Genomic DNA, 13318 nt, shown 5'->3' on the forward strand with positions numbered 1-13318 from the left:
GTGACGACGATCGACCTCAACAGCGACCTCGGCGAGGGGTACGGCGCCTGGCCGATGGGCGACGACACCGCGATGCTCGACGTGGTCTCGAGCGCGAACATCGCGTGCGGGGCGCACGCCGGCGACCCCGTGATCATGCTCGCGACCGCGCGGGCAGCCGCCGCCCGTGGCGTTGCCGTCGGTGCACACGTCGCCTACCGCGACCTGGCGGGCTTCGGACGACGCCCGGTCCACGTCACGCCCGACGAGTTGCACGCCGACGTCGTCCACCAGCTCGGCGCGATGACCGCGGCGGCACACGTCGCCGGCACGGCCGTCACGTACGTCAAGCCGCACGGCGCGCTCTACAACACGGCGTGCGCCGACCCCGTGCAGGCGGACGCGGTGGTGCGTGCGGTTGCCGACGTCGACCCGACCCTCGCGATCCTGGCCCTGCCCGACTCCGAGCTGCTGCGCGCGGCCGATCGCCGGGGGCTGCGTGCCGTCGCTGAGTCCTTCGCCGACCGCGCCTACGAACCCGACGGCTCGCTCGTGTCGCGGAGCACCCCGGGGGCGGTGCTGCACGACCCGGACCAGGTCGCTGTGCGGGTGCTCCGGATGGTGACCGAGGGCGTCGCCACCGCGATCGACGGCTCCGAGATCCGGGTGCGGGCCGACTCGGTGTGCGTGCACGGGGACTCCCCGTCGGCGGTCGCGATGGCGCGGGCGATCCGGACGCTGCTGACCGCGCAGGGCGTGGAGATCGCGCCCTTCGCGCCCACGCTGTGATGCTCGATCTGCGTCCCGCCGGTGGTTCGGCGCTGCTCGCCACGTTCGATTCCTTGGCGGCGGTCATCGCGTTCCGGGCCGGGCTGTCCGCGTCCGGTCTGCCGGGCGTGACCGAGGTGGTGTCCGGCGCCCGGACCCTGCTGTTCCGCTTCGACCCGACGGTCACCGATGCCGGTCGTGTGCGCGCGGCACTCGCGGCACTCGTGGCGGTCGAGCCCGCGGTCGACGCCGTGGACGACGCCGAGGCCGAGCCCGTCGTGGTCCCGGTGACGTACGACGGCGAGGACCTCGACGACGTCGCCCGGCTTGCCGGCCTGTCCACCACCGAGCTCGTCGCCTGGCACACCGGGCAGGTCTGGACGAGCGCGTTCTGCGGGTTCGCCCCGGGCTTCAGCTACCTGACCGGCACGTCGCCGTCGCTCGACCTGCCCCGCCGTGCGAGCGCGCGCACGGCCGTGCCGAGCGGCGCCGTGGCACTGGCGGGCGAGTTCAGCGCCGTGTACCCGCGCACGTCGCCCGGCGGCTGGCAGCTCATCGGGCGCACCGATGCGCCGATGTGGTCGCTCGACCGCGACCCGCCGGCGCTCGCGCCCTCCGGCACTCGCGTGCGGTTCGTGGCGGTCGACCGGTGACCCGGCTGACGGTCCTGCACGTCGGGTACGGCGCCGCGACGCAGGACCGCGGCCGGCCCGGGTTCAGCGACATGGGCCTCGGGTCGGCCGGCGCCGCCGACCGGGGGTCCGCAGCGCTGGCCAACCGTATGGTCGGCAACCGGCCCGACGCGGCCGTCCTGGAGGCCCTGCTCGGCTCCGTCTCGCTGCGGTCCGACGCGCACGTGGTCGCCACGGTCACCGGCGCACCCTGCCCCGTCGACGTCGAGCATCTCGACGGCACGATCCGGGGTGCCGCGGCGTACGAGGTGCTGCTACTCGGTCCCGGCGACGTCCTGCACATCGGGGTGCCGGCGACCGGGCTGCGCGCGTACGTCGCCGTCCGGGGCGGGTTCGCCGTCGAGCCCGTCCTGGGCAGCCGCTCGTGGGACTCGCTGGCACGACTCGGGCCGGCGCCGCTGTCGGTCGGGGACGTCCTGCCGATCGGATCCGCAGCGGAGGCCGGATCGTGGCCGGTCGTCGACGCCGTCGCTCCACCACGCGAGCCGATGCCCGGCGAGCCGGTCGTGCTCGACGTGGTGCCCGGGCCGCGCGACGACTGGTTCACCCCCGCGTGGCGCTCGACCCTGACCGAGCAGGAGTACGCCGTCAGCGCCGACAGCGACCGGGTCGGCGTCCGGACCACCGCCGCGGTCCCCCTCGTCCGCGCCGTCACGCACGAGCTGCCGAGCGAGGGGGTCGAGACCGGGTCGTTGCAGGTGCCGCCCGAGGGGCACCCCGTGCTGTTCCTGGCGGACCACCCGGTGACCGGGGGCTACCCGGTCGTGGCGGTCCTGACGCCCGGGTCCGTCGACCGGGCAGCGCAGCTGCGCCCGGGTGACGTGGTGCGCTTCCGCATCGCGCGGTGACGGCGGTGGGATGTCGGCGAGCAAACCGGCTCATGACGACGCGCACACGACGCCGATCTCCGCCCTGCTCCCCGGGACTGATTGCTCAGGCGCGGTCGCTGGCCGGGGACACCCCCTGCAGACGGATCGGTCAGAATGAGTCAAGGACTCAGGTGGAAGGGGCGGCAGTCATCGGTGATGGTTGTGCGGATAGTTGGCCGCGCTCACTCTCGGGGGGATGCATGGTGAGATGCGCGTGTTCGATGATGCACGCTGCCCGCGCCGACACCGACCCCGACTGCTCGTGGCCGACCGACATCGGCGCGGGATCGACAGCCCACCGCTGATGAGGATCCTTCTGGCAGTAGCGAGTGTCTTCGTGGTCCTCCTGGTCGCCGGATGCACGGGCGAAGCGGCAACAGATGTCCTCCCGCTCCCACCATCCACCGTGGACCTCTCCGGGCAGCGACTCGACCTTCGGCTCCATCGTGCATCCGACGCGCTGCCCTCGAACCTGGGCCCTGCGTTCTCTGCGAAGGAGGATGGCGTCGGTCGGTACTCACTGACGTGGCTTGACACGCCGTATGCGTCCTGCGGAAGAGCCTCGGCGGTCACGTACCTGCCATCGGCACACACCATCACGATCGCGTTGATCCGGGGTGTTCGGTCGCAACGGAACTGCCCCCTTGCGGCGAAGCGGTTCACCGCTGCGGTGGACCTGTCGAAGGTGGCATCCGGCAAGACGGTTCTGATGGCGAGTTCGAAGTCGAGGTGACGATCGTTGCGGAGGACGTCGCACACCACCCGTCGGGGGAGATGTGGCCGGTCCGTCGGCCGGGCAGCGCAGTTGCGCCCGAGTGACCCGGTGCGCTTCCGCATCGTGCGGTGAGGAACAACTCGGGCGCGCTCCGAGTTGGCTCGGAGTGCGCGACCGGATCGGGCTGCGCTTCACGACGGAAAGGTGTTCTCATGTCGATGACGGTGTTCCTCGAGGTCCGACTGCGTGACGACCTGCCGGCCGAGACGATCGAGTCCGCGATCCGCGAGACCCTGGCGCAGACCGCGGCGTTCGACGGCAACGAGTCGCTCGAGGTGCTGGTCGACGATGCCGACGCAACCCGCGTCGTCGTGCTCGAACGGTGGACGACCACGGCCGCCCACGATGCCTACGTCGCGTGGCGTGCCACGCCCGAGGGCAAGGCCGAGGCACTCGCCGCGATCCTGGCTGAGCCGCCCGTCACCAGGACGTTCGACCGGAGCATCACGCTCTCGTAGCGCCAGGCGGCCTTCAGGACTGCAAGGCCCATTCGAGCTGTGGTGTGACGAACGCCACTCGGAGCAGTTCGCGTTGCGCGGTTGCGATACCGAGAGCGGCCGCGACCGACTCCCAGTTGACCACGGACGCCGCGACGCGCGCGATGATCGAGCGGGCCTCGGCGTCGCGCAGACGGAACGCTCCGGCGATGTCGACGAGGTGTTGTAGGTGGCGATCCGCCGGGTCGTCGCCAGCGTTGATCTGACGCGAGTCGATGACGCCTCGATGGCGGCTGGGGTTCACATCGAACAGCGGTGAGAGGTTCCAGCCACGGTCGGTGTGGATGAACCCGTGGTTGCGCCAGTGATCGTCGACGTTGTTGACGAGCACGGTCAACGCGATGCGTCCGAACATCTCTCTGAGATCTGCGGCCGGCGTGACGCTCCATTGATCGATCACGTCGGCGAAGTCCTCGTAGGTCTCGCGCGCACCGTCGTCGTGTGCTCCGAGTCCGAACGCCGTCCGGGCGGACATGTACCCGAAGCGCTCCCCTGCTGCCCCTCGATCGAAGCGTTCCGAGACCAGCACGGCGCGCCCGGCGTCGGCGCTCGCCAACGTCCATCGCGGCGTGGACAGACCAGCGTCCGCGGCGAGCGCCAGCGCGACGGCTTCCCAGCGCTCGACGTCGACGTTCCCGTCCTTCGAGTGTGGGAGCTTCGCGATCGCGAGGCTGCCGGAGTCCGTCCGGACGTTCGCCTTCGGTCGCGCTCCCCCAGGCGATGTCGCCACGTCGTTGAGGTACGCGATGTCATCATCGGTCGCCTGTTCGAGCTCGTACCGTCGCGCTGCTTCGACGATCCGGTCGAGATCGTGGAAGTTCGCGACGCCTGCTTCACTCGACAGCCAGGTCTCACCGACGCGGAGTCGGAGGGCACCCATCCGCGTGTGGTCAGCAACACCGAGCAGGTAGTCGAACTCACCCAAGCGCGCAGGCAACGCTGAGTCGACACGTCGCCGGCGTGCATGGTCTGCGCGGATGAGCTTCTGGCCCCAGTCGTCGGGGGCCGCGTCACTGAACGCACCGGGCAGCGTCGAGTTCTCGGCGACGTAGATGCGCCGCTGGCCGAGCGGGAGATCTGGTGAGATCTGCCAGCCGTCGCGCACCCACGCAGCGTCGTACTCGAACGACGACGAGGCGAGGTTCCGCCCGCCCATGAACGACGGTCGCAGGACTCCGACGCGACGAGTGCCGGTGCCGGTGCCGGTGCCGGTGCCGGTGCCCACCCAGACCTCGACCTCGCCCGGAGTCACAGGGTCTTCCCGAGGCGGAGCATGTCGTCGATCCGAGCTCGAGCTGCTTCGTTGTTGTACGGATCGATCCCGGCAACAGCAGCGTCCGCGATGCCGAGAGCGCCCAGCACAGCGAAGAGGGAATCGATGCGTCCACCTTCGCCCGCCTCGATCGCGCGGAGCGTCTGACGGGAGACTGCTGCCCGATCAGCGAGCTCAGCGGCGGACATGCCGTTGATCGCCCTCCAGCGTCGGACGTTCTCGCCGAGCGCCGCCAGCTGTCGCCGTCGCCGGGCGGATGTGCGTTGAACCACAGGGGCCTCCTGATACGAAATCATACCAGGACGGATCACTTCTGACATGAATTCATGCACATCTGACGGTGACTCTCTCCTGCGTTCGGATGGACGGCCCGGCCCGACGACGTGATCCGGCATGATCGAGCCGTGGACTGCTTGCCCCCAACCTCGCGCGCGCTCCGCCGTCGACTCCGCGACGCGCACTGCCCCGAATGCCGACATGCGTGGGCAGAGCACCCTGGCGCAGCCGGCGAGGTGTTCTGCAGCGAGTGCGAGTTCGAGCGCGAGCATGAGGCTGCACTCCGGGACCAACCACTCTGCGCACGCGGTGTTCCTGCCGAGATCCTGCGAGGGTCGACTGCCGCCGAGCTCGAGCGCACGGCACCGTTCGTGCGGAAAGTCAGCCTCTGGGTGCTCGCCGCGCTCGGCCGGATGCCCTGACGCGCCTGACCATCAGCTCGCCGGGCGGACGTTCCCGTCGGCGTCGAGGGGGTCGGCGGCGCCCGGCACGATCAGGCGCCACAGGCCGGGTCGCTCCGCCGTCAGGTACAGCCGGTAGCGGCCGGGCTCGGCGAGCACGTCGTCCAGGTACTCGACGGGCTTCCCGCTCGACGTGCACTGGTCCGACGGCGAGAACAGTTCGAGCGACCGGGACGGCGCCGTCCCCTTGACCACCTCGGTGACGGTGGCCTCGAGCAGGCGGTAGTCGCCCTCGACGTCGACGGTCCGGTCGGTCGCGCGGACATGGGCATCCACGACCAGCGGAGCCGCGTCCATGCGGTCCTGCGCGGTGTCGAGCTGGATGCCGTCTCTGCACGAGACCGTGCCGGCGAAGCTGCACCCGCTCAGCGTGAGGACCAGCAGCGTCACTGCTGCTGCGACGGCTCCGACTCTCCCCCTCGGCATGCGCTCATCCTGCACGACGGGCGCGACGGGCGCCAGGGTCAGCGGGCGGCGTGCTCGCGGGCCTCCATCGCGTCCCAGGCGAAGCTCGCCAGCCAGTGTGTCGACCAGTACTCCTCGCCGACGCTCGCCTGCAGCCCCGACGCCAGCAGCCGATCGGCCGCATCGCCGAGCAGGTCCGCCAGCGCGGTGTCGTCCGGATCGGCAGCACGCAGGACGTCCGCGATCCGACGGGCGGCTCCGGCACGCGACTGGTCGAGCCCGAACAGGTGCACCTGCTGCGGGTCGTGCTCGTCGCGGACCACGGTCGGGGTCAGGACCGCGTCGCCGGCACGGACCTCGGCGAAGAACGCCCGGGCCCACGGCGCGAACTCGGCCGCGGGCAGGACCGCCCGCATCAGGTCGGCCTCGGCGAACCCGGCGGACAGGAAGTCGTGCCCGCTGCGCTCCCAGGCGAAGGGCCAGCCAGCGTCGTCGCCGAACCAGTCACGCGCGGCCTGGGACACCGTCGCGACGAGCTCGTCGCGACCCAGAGCGCGTGCCGCATCGAGCACGAGCAGCAGCCCGAACGCGGAGTTGCTGTGCACGCCGTGCCGGACGGGGTGTGCTGCGCCGGCAACCCAGCGCGTGACCAGGTCGTCGAGCACGTCGACGACCGGAGCGAACCCCGGCGCCAGTGATCGGACGGCGGGGACGTCGGAGGCCTGGACCTCGGCGGCCAGCTTCATCAGCCAGGCCCAGCCGTAGGGCCGTTCGTAGTGGGGCGTCTCGCGCAGGTACGCGGCCTCGGTCGCCAGGTGTTCCGCGCGCAGGTGGTCCTGCAGCACCGCGGTGATCTGGTCCTGTGGACCGGCGGGCAGGCCGAACGCGACCAGACGGGCGGCCAACCAGTGCATGTGCACCGAGGAGTGCCAGTCGTACGAGGTCGCGAAGGCCGGGTGGAGCTCGACCGGCAGTGCCCGGTCGTCGGGCCCCGACGTGGTGTGGTGCGCGGCGTACGGGTACTCGCGGGTGGTGTTCTGCAGGGCGACGGCTGCGAACTGCTCGGCCCAGGCAGCGCGGTCGAGGTCGATCCGGGCGCGATCAGAATGCGACAAGGTACATGACTCCCATGTTGACGACGAGCAGGATGGCGGCGGTGGGGATCTGCGCCTTGATCGGGCCGTACTTGTCCCGCATCTCGAGCAGCGCCGCCGGCACCAGGTTGAAGTTGGCGGCCATCGGTGTGACCAGCGTGCCGCAGAACCCGGCGAGCATGCCGATCGCGAAGATCGCCGCGGGGTTGCCGTCGAAGCCCTGCACGAGCACCGGCCAGCCGATCGCGGCGGTCATGATCGGGAACGCCGCGAACGCGTTGCCCATGATCACCGTGAACAGCGCCATGCCCAGGCAGTAGACGACGACCGCGGCGAGCAGCGACCCGCTCGGCAGGATCGACTTGATGATGGTTCCGACCGCGTCGCCGACCCCGGCCTGGGTGAACACGATGCCGAGCGTCGAGAGCATCTGCGGCAGCAGCGCGGCCCAGCCGATCGCCTGCAGCAGGCGGCCGCCCTCGCGCACCGGGGTCGCGAGCGACGGTGGCCGCAGGACGAACACCGCGACGACGACGGCGAGCACCGATCCGATGCCGAGCCCGGTCAGCGTGGCACTGCCCTCGGCGAGCAGGGGCTTGCCGCCGAACGACACGAGTGGGCCGAGGGTCGCGACCAACACGGCCACGACCGGCACGACCAGCGCCGGGACGAACAGCCGGTTGCCGAAGCGCAGAGCGGAGGCCGCGCGTTCGTCCGGCGTCGTGGTGGCGAGCACGCTCCTGCTGCTGCCGTCGGCCCTCGGGGTGACGCCGGTCGGTTCGGCAGGTCCGGTCTCGGCGCCGGTGCCGGCACCGGGGATGCTCGCCACCCGGGTCCGGCTGGTCGTGCCGGTGAAGCCGAGTCCCGCCAGCGCGACCATCACCAGCACGGCGACACCGAGTGCCCACGCCGGCGCGGTCTTCGCGGCGACGAACGTGCCGTAGAAGAACGACAGACCGAGGATGCCCCAGAACGCGGCGTTGCCCAGGCGCTTGGCATGCGTGCTGTCGGTGACGATCAGGACCGCGACGGCGATGAAGAACGCGCCGATGAGCCAGTAGAGCCATTCGCTGGTGATCATGCCGCGACCCCCGCCTGGGCCGTCGCGCCGCGCGCGTCCGCAGCCATCCGGTCGAGCTTGCGGTCGAACAGCAGCAGGCGGGTGCCGTGCACGAGCAGCGCCGCGATGCCCGTCGGGATGGCCCAGAGCGCCAGGTCGATGGGTTCGAGTGCCAGGTCGTAGGTGGCGTCGACGAACGTCGTGATGAGCAGGATCGAGCCGACGGCGACGAAGACGTCCTCGCCGAAGAACACCCCGACGGTGTCCGACGACGCCGAGTACCCCTTGATCTTCTCGCGCATCGTCTCGTCCACCCGGCCGTACTTCTTGATGGCAGCGCCTTCGGCCATCGGGTACACGAGCGGTCGCACGGTCTGGGCCGGCCCGCCGATGCTGGTGAGCCCGACCGCCGCGGTGACCTGCCGGATGACCAGGTACCCCGCCAGCAGCCGGCCGGTCGTGAGCCGGTCGAGCTTGGCGATGAGCCGCTTGGCCTGGTCCTGCAACCCGTAGCGCTCGACGAGCCCGATGACCGGCAGCACGAGCGCGAAGGTGGTGACGGAACGGCTCGACGCGAAGCCGTTGCCGAACGCGTCGAGGATGCCGACGGGCCCGATGCCGCCGATGGCCGCGGTGACGATGCCGGCAACCGTGACGACGAGCAGCGCGTTGACCCGCAGTGCGAACCCGACGATGACGACGGCAACCCCGATGAGCACGAACATGCGGGACAGTCTGGACCGCATTGTTCAACAATCACAAGCACATCGCGTGATCTGTAACACGCCGGTCACACGCGACGCCGGGTGATGGGACGCCCACCACTCCGTGCCAGGATCGCCCCATGACCCGAACCGTCAGCGGCGCAGCGTCGACGGCCGACCGGCTGCGCGCGATGATCGCCGCGGGCGACTTCTCCCCCGGCGCACAGCTCTCCGAGGAGCGCCTCAGCGAGCAGCTCGGCGTCTCACGGAACACCCTGCGCGAGGCATTCCGCCTGCTCGCCCGCGACCGGCTGGTCGAGCACGTCTTCAACCGTGGGGTCTTCGTCCGCCGCCTCACCGCCGAGGACGTCACCGACCTGTACGCCGCTCGCCAGGTGCTCGAGGGCGCCGCGGTCCGCGCCATCGCCCCCGACTCCGCCGCGATGCGGGACGTCGCCGCAGCCGTCGATGACGCGCGGGTCGCCGCCGCAGCGGGCGACTGGCAGGCGGTCGGCACGGCGGACATCAGGTTCCACGCCGCGCTCGTCCGGGCCCTGCCGAGCGAACGGCTCTGGGGGCTCATGGACGGGCTGCTCGCCGAGATGCGGCTGGCCTTCCTGACGACCGACGACCCCGCCGCCTTCCACGCCGGCTTCGTCGACCGCAACCAGGCGATCGTCGCCGCACTGCGCGCCGGCGACCCGGAAGCCGCGTCGACCCTGCTGACCGACTACCTGGACGACGCTGCGCGCACGCTCCGATCCGCGGCGGCAGCCGCCGACTGACGGACGGGAGGCCCGTGGCGGCACCGCCACGGGCCTCCCGTCCGCACCGCCACGGCAACCATGCGGTGCGGGGAACCGCACATCGCACGTCCAGCCGTTCCCGAGCGGGAACAGCGGGTGCCAGCATGAGCCGTCCGCCGCATCTGCGCCCCGGACAGAGGGGATCCCATCGTGAAGAAACTCGTGATCGTCGCCGTCGCTGCGGCGGCACTCGTCCTCGGAGCAGCCGCACCAGCGGCTGCCGCTCCTGTCCGGTCCGCCCCGGCCACCCCGATCCGCGTCACCGTCCGTGGGGAGGACGACACCGCGACCGTGCACTGGCGTGCGGCACGTCAGGGCGCGCCGGTCGCGGGGTGGACCGTCGCCGTCAAGCCGGTCGAGCAGCGGCCGGGTCACGGCGTCGTGACCCTGCCCGTGAACGCGCGGTCGCACTGCTTCGAGTCGTTGACACCGGGGACGACCTACACGTTCTCGGTCCGCGCCACGAACAAGCGCGGCAGCAGCCCGGCGGCCTCGGTGCGGTACACGGTGCCGAAGGTCGCTGCACCGACCGTCTCCGCGCTGTTCGGACTCGACACCGCGGGCAACGTCGTCCGCTTCGCCACCGACGGCAGCACGGCGAGCACCGTCGTCGCACCGAACGGTGACGGCTACACCGCCGACCAGCAGGGCGACGTCTTCGTGCCTGCCGCTGACGGCACCACCATCGTCGAGTACCCGCACGACGGCTCCGCGTCCCACTCGGTCGCGACCGGACTGCACGCCTCGCCGGACCTGCGCACCGACGACGCGGGCGACCTGTTCTGGGCGGACTCCGTCTCCGGCGCAGTGAACCGACTGCCCGTCGGCAGCAGCACCCCGGCCGCCGTGCCGGGACTCGGCACACCCGGCTCGCTGTGGGCCGTCTCCTCGACCGGCATCGTGGCGACCTTCCGCCACGCGTCGTCGGGTGACGTGCTGACCGTGCGCACCGCAGCGGGAGCCGTCACGACCCGCACGCTGACCGGTTCGGGACCGTTCCCCTCGGGTCGTGCGGACGCCATGTCCGTCGAGGCCGACGGTGACGTCTACATCCACTCGTGGACGGTCGGCGCCAGTGGCTACAACACGTGGTACCTGCTGCCCGTGGGGAGCTCGACCTCGACGAAGCTGTCGGACCGCACGGCGTTCGAGATCGGCGCGGTGAGCAAGGACGGCTTCGTGCTGGTCGAGTCGAAGCAGTGGTGCGCGGCCCCGGCCGAGTACCCGACCCCGTGCGCCATCGACCGGTCGTTCTCCGACGAGCTCGTCCGATCCGGCACCACGACGACGAAGTACCCGGTGACGGGCATCACCGCCGTCGACCGCTCGCCGGTGTTCGGCGTGACCGACGACGCCGGCGACCTGTTCGGCGACATCCCCGCCGGTCCGACGCCGGGTCTCTGGCGCCTGCCGGCCGGTGGTGGAGCCGCACAGCAGCTGTCCGCCGACCAGTTCACCCGCCTCGTCGCAGCCTGACACGACGCAGCACCGAGAACGCCCCGCCGTCATCCGACGGCGGGGCGTTCCTCGTCCCCCGAGCAGTCGGGCGGGACGACGTCGGTCAGTGCCCGAGCAGCGCAGCGACCGCGTCGACGACGACCTGGCGTCGCCGCGGTGCTGTCACGGACTGCACCAGGGGCGCGTACTCGGACGTGGTCGAGCTCCAGAAGGCGGCCAGGTGCACGACCAGCCCGAGCAGGACGGCGGGTCGGTGGGACCGTGGGAGGACCCCGGCGCGCTGGGCGTGCTCGATCGCGGCGGTCAGCTCTGTGGCGCGCTCGACGATCGCCGGCAGTGGGTGCTGATCGGCACGCTCGAGCCGGTGCCACGTCAGCAGGCGCGGCATCCACGGACGATCGACCGCGGCGTCGTGCAGGTTCCCGGCCCACTCCGGCAGGTGCTCGGCGTCGAACGGGACCGCAGCGAGCAGGTCGTCGACGGTCTGGGTGACCAGGGCGTCGAACAGTCCTTCCTTGCTACCGAAGTAGTGGAAGGCCTGCGCCTTGTTGCTCGAGGCGGCGGCACCGATGCGTTCGATGCGCGCCGACGCCAGGCCGACGGCGGCGAACTCGTCGCGTGCCGCGAGCAGCAGTCGGGCGCGCATCGCGTCGGCGGCGGGCGGCGTGAAGGTGGCCATGGCCACCACGGTACCGAGCGGGCGGGGCAGGCGGCAGCAGGCGCGGTGGCCGGGCCGCAGACGGAAGGCCCGCTGCCAGCTGGCATCGGGCCTCCCGTCCGTCTCCGGTTCAGACCACGATCACTCGGTGGTCGCGACCCAGTCGATCTGCAGGTTGCCGGAGGCACCCCAGTTGCCGGTCTGGAACATGAAACGGTGCGGCGTGGTGGGCACGTCGTGCGTCACGGTCTGCAGGACCTTGCCGTCGACGCTGTACGTCACCGACTGACCGGGGATCCACTGGACCGTGTAGGTGTGCCAGTCGCGCCACGAGACCCCGCTGGGGATCTGGGTGCGGTTCGCCTCTTGACCCGGGGTCATCGAGTGCTGGAACGCGGAGGGGCTTGCCTCGAAGTTGCCCTCCGGGAAGTCGATCTCGCCGTCGGACCAGACGTTCGACGTCGGCCACAGCATGAACGCCGCGCCGTTGCCGTCGCCACCGTCCGCACGAGCGCGGACGGAGAAGGTCCCACCGACGTGGTCCCAGGCGCCGGCCGAGGTACCGAAGGTGCCGGCAGCGCCGTCACCACCGAGCGCGACGTTCATGACGCCGTTCGCCACGGAGACGGTCTTGCTCGGCGCGTAGATGCCCGACGTGCCGTCCGGGTAGGGCTGCCACGCCTGCTTGTACAGCGACGCGACCTTGCCGAGCAGGGCCGGCGTGTTGAAGTCCTCGACGAACGACGCGTCCGGCGCGGTCGCAGCGGAGTCCTGCTGCGCGGCGGGGGCGGCCTCGGCCGTCACGTCGTCGGTCGGGGTGGGCTCCGGCGTCGTGTCCTCGACCGGTGCCGACTCTTCGGTCGGCGCAGGCGTGGGGTCCTCGGTCGGGGTCGGCGTCGGGTCCTCGGTGGGGGTCGGCGACGGCGCGGGGCGGGAGTGGTGGGAGCCACCGTCCCAGCCCCACCAGGAGCAGGCCTGTGCGGCGGTGGGGGCCCCGATCAGCATCAGGCTCGCGGTGGCCACCGCGATCATCTTGGCGCGGCGGTTCATCGGGCGTTCCGTTCGGTGGGGGTCGTGGGGGTCTTCAGGCGCATGGGCGTGCGCGTGCTTCGAGTGGAGATGTCGGGCTCCTCTAGGGGCTCGGGCGCGGGAAGCGGCGGGATGGGATGCGTCCGGACGGCAGGATGCCGAAGGTGGTTCGGTGACGCGTCCCCCAGACATGATGCATCATCTGTGCCTCGTTCGGGGGACACTGCACAAATCGGTGCCTGAACATCCAGGGTCCACACCGTGGACTCGTCGGCTCGCGAGCCGACCGGACGGTGCAGTCCGCGCACGCCTGGGAACCCGCCAGCGCCCCGGGTCGTACCGTCGCTGGTGCTCCTCCGCGGTCCCGAGCCGCGGATGCCCGACCCCGGTACCGGGCGGACATCGTCTGACGAGAGCGTCGCACCCGACGGCGTCGTAGCGCGCGGGCGTCCCCCCGGGCCCGAACCCGCCGTGGACACCCTCGCACCTCTGCGCGCGGGCGCTGGCGGCGGCG

General features: G+C 71.4%; 14 protein-coding genes. 6 read left to right on the forward strand and 8 right to left on the reverse strand.

What is annotated here, in order from left to right; genetic code table 11:
* The 4 genes from MT346_RS09235 (at window position 1) to MT346_RS09250 (ending at window position 3541) form a co-directional block, all read left to right on the forward strand.
* Window positions 1-768, forward strand: a complete 768-nt coding sequence (locus MT346_RS09235; RefSeq protein WP_243562743.1) for a LamB/YcsF family protein — start codon at window positions 1-3, stop codon at window positions 766-768.
* Entirely contained in the window at window positions 768-1400 is a 633-nt protein-coding gene (locus tag MT346_RS09240) for an allophanate hydrolase subunit 1 (RefSeq protein WP_243562744.1), read from the forward strand. Before MT346_RS09235 ends, MT346_RS09240 begins: the two co-directional genes overlap by 1 nt.
* On the forward strand, window positions 1397-2287 hold the full coding sequence (locus MT346_RS09245; protein WP_243562746.1) for a biotin-dependent carboxyltransferase family protein: 891 nt from the start codon (window positions 1397-1399) through the stop codon (window positions 2285-2287). Before MT346_RS09240 ends, MT346_RS09245 begins: the two co-directional genes overlap by 4 nt.
* A 948-nt stretch (window positions 2288-3235) precedes the next feature.
* Entirely contained in the window at window positions 3236-3541 is a 306-nt protein-coding gene (locus tag MT346_RS09250; RefSeq protein ID WP_243562748.1) for a putative quinol monooxygenase, read from the forward strand.
* A 13-nt stretch (window positions 3542-3554) separates the two neighbouring features.
* On the opposite strand, the gene MT346_RS09255 is transcribed toward MT346_RS09250, so the two are convergent.
* From MT346_RS09255 to MT346_RS09280, 6 genes are all read right to left on the reverse strand, one after another.
* Window positions 3555-4832: a type II toxin-antitoxin system HipA family toxin gene (locus MT346_RS09255; protein WP_243562750.1), complete on the reverse strand. Its 1278-nt coding sequence runs from the start codon at window positions 4830-4832 to the stop codon at window positions 3555-3557.
* On the reverse strand, window positions 4829-5401 hold the full coding sequence (locus tag MT346_RS09260; RefSeq protein WP_243562751.1) for a helix-turn-helix transcriptional regulator: 573 nt from the start codon (window positions 5399-5401) through the stop codon (window positions 4829-4831). The genes MT346_RS09255 and MT346_RS09260 overlap by 4 nt, the downstream gene beginning before the upstream one ends.
* Before the next feature lie 162 nt (window positions 5402-5563).
* Window positions 5564-6016, reverse strand: coding sequence for a hypothetical protein (locus MT346_RS09265; protein WP_243562753.1), 453 nt, complete (start codon window positions 6014-6016; stop codon window positions 5564-5566).
* A 38-nt stretch (window positions 6017-6054) separates the two neighbouring features.
* Window positions 6055-7110, reverse strand: a complete 1056-nt coding sequence (locus MT346_RS09270; RefSeq protein WP_243562755.1) for a DUF2891 family protein — start codon at window positions 7108-7110, stop codon at window positions 6055-6057.
* The gene (locus MT346_RS09275) at window positions 7097-8170 is read right to left on the reverse strand and encodes a DUF979 domain-containing protein (RefSeq protein ID WP_243562756.1); all 1074 of its coding nucleotides are present in this window, start codon (window positions 8168-8170) and stop codon (window positions 7097-7099) included. Before MT346_RS09275 ends, MT346_RS09270 begins: the two co-directional genes overlap by 14 nt.
* On the reverse strand, window positions 8167-8874 hold the full coding sequence (locus MT346_RS09280) for a DUF969 domain-containing protein (protein ID WP_243562758.1): 708 nt from the start codon (window positions 8872-8874) through the stop codon (window positions 8167-8169). Before MT346_RS09280 ends, MT346_RS09275 begins: the two co-directional genes overlap by 4 nt.
* A 119-nt stretch (window positions 8875-8993) precedes the next feature.
* Here MT346_RS09280 and MT346_RS09285 point away from each other — a divergent pair, with 119 nt between their 5' ends.
* The gene (locus tag MT346_RS09285; protein ID WP_243562760.1) at window positions 8994-9638 is read left to right on the forward strand and encodes a GntR family transcriptional regulator; all 645 of its coding nucleotides are present in this window, start codon (window positions 8994-8996) and stop codon (window positions 9636-9638) included.
* A 171-nt stretch (window positions 9639-9809) separates the two neighbouring features.
* A complete protein-coding gene (locus MT346_RS09290; protein WP_243562761.1) occupies window positions 9810-11135 on the forward strand; it encodes a fibronectin type III domain-containing protein in 1326 nt (441 codons plus the stop codon).
* 85 nt (window positions 11136-11220) lie between these two features.
* Here the strand turns inward: MT346_RS09290 and MT346_RS09295 are convergent, their stop codons facing one another.
* Window positions 11221-11796 (reverse strand): TetR family transcriptional regulator, encoded by a 576-nt coding sequence (locus MT346_RS09295; RefSeq protein ID WP_243562762.1) that lies wholly within the window; start codon window positions 11794-11796, stop codon window positions 11221-11223.
* Between the two features lie 120 nt (window positions 11797-11916).
* A complete protein-coding gene (locus MT346_RS09300; protein ID WP_243562764.1) occupies window positions 11917-12825 on the reverse strand; it encodes a glycoside hydrolase family 16 protein in 909 nt (302 codons plus the stop codon).
* Between the last annotated feature and the right edge of the window lie 493 nt (window positions 12826-13318).

It is taken from the genome of Curtobacterium sp. VKM Ac-2922, assembly GCF_022815645.1.
In the GTDB taxonomy this organism is placed as follows: domain Bacteria; phylum Actinomycetota; class Actinomycetes; order Actinomycetales; family Microbacteriaceae; genus Curtobacterium.

What these genes read in the sequence shown, in the direction of transcription:
- MT346_RS09265 (WP_243562753.1), bottom strand. Translation starts at nt 6,016, where the DNA reads ATGCCGAGGGGGAGAGTCGGAGCCGTCGCAGCAGCAGTGACGCTGCTG.
- MT346_RS09275 (WP_243562756.1), bottom strand. Translation starts at nt 8,170, where the DNA reads ATGATCACCAGCGAATGGCTCTACTGGCTCATCGGCGCGTTCTTCATC.
- MT346_RS09300 (WP_243562764.1), bottom strand. Translation starts at nt 12,825, where the DNA reads ATGAACCGCCGCGCCAAGATGATCGCGGTGGCCACCGCGAGCCTGATG.
- MT346_RS09240 (WP_243562744.1), top strand. Translation starts at nt 768, where the DNA reads ATGCTCGATCTGCGTCCCGCCGGTGGTTCGGCGCTGCTCGCCACGTTC.
- MT346_RS09285 (WP_243562760.1), top strand. Translation starts at nt 8,994, where the DNA reads ATGACCCGAACCGTCAGCGGCGCAGCGTCGACGGCCGACCGGCTGCGC.
- MT346_RS09260 (WP_243562751.1), bottom strand. Translation starts at nt 5,401, where the DNA reads ATGCTCGCGCTCGAACTCGCACTCGCTGCAGAACACCTCGCCGGCTGC.
- MT346_RS09250 (WP_243562748.1), top strand. Translation starts at nt 3,236, where the DNA reads ATGTCGATGACGGTGTTCCTCGAGGTCCGACTGCGTGACGACCTGCCG.
- MT346_RS09280 (WP_243562758.1), bottom strand. Translation starts at nt 8,874, where the DNA reads ATGTTCGTGCTCATCGGGGTTGCCGTCGTCATCGTCGGGTTCGCACTG.
- MT346_RS09295 (WP_243562762.1), bottom strand. Translation starts at nt 11,796, where the DNA reads ATGGCCACCTTCACGCCGCCCGCCGCCGACGCGATGCGCGCCCGACTG.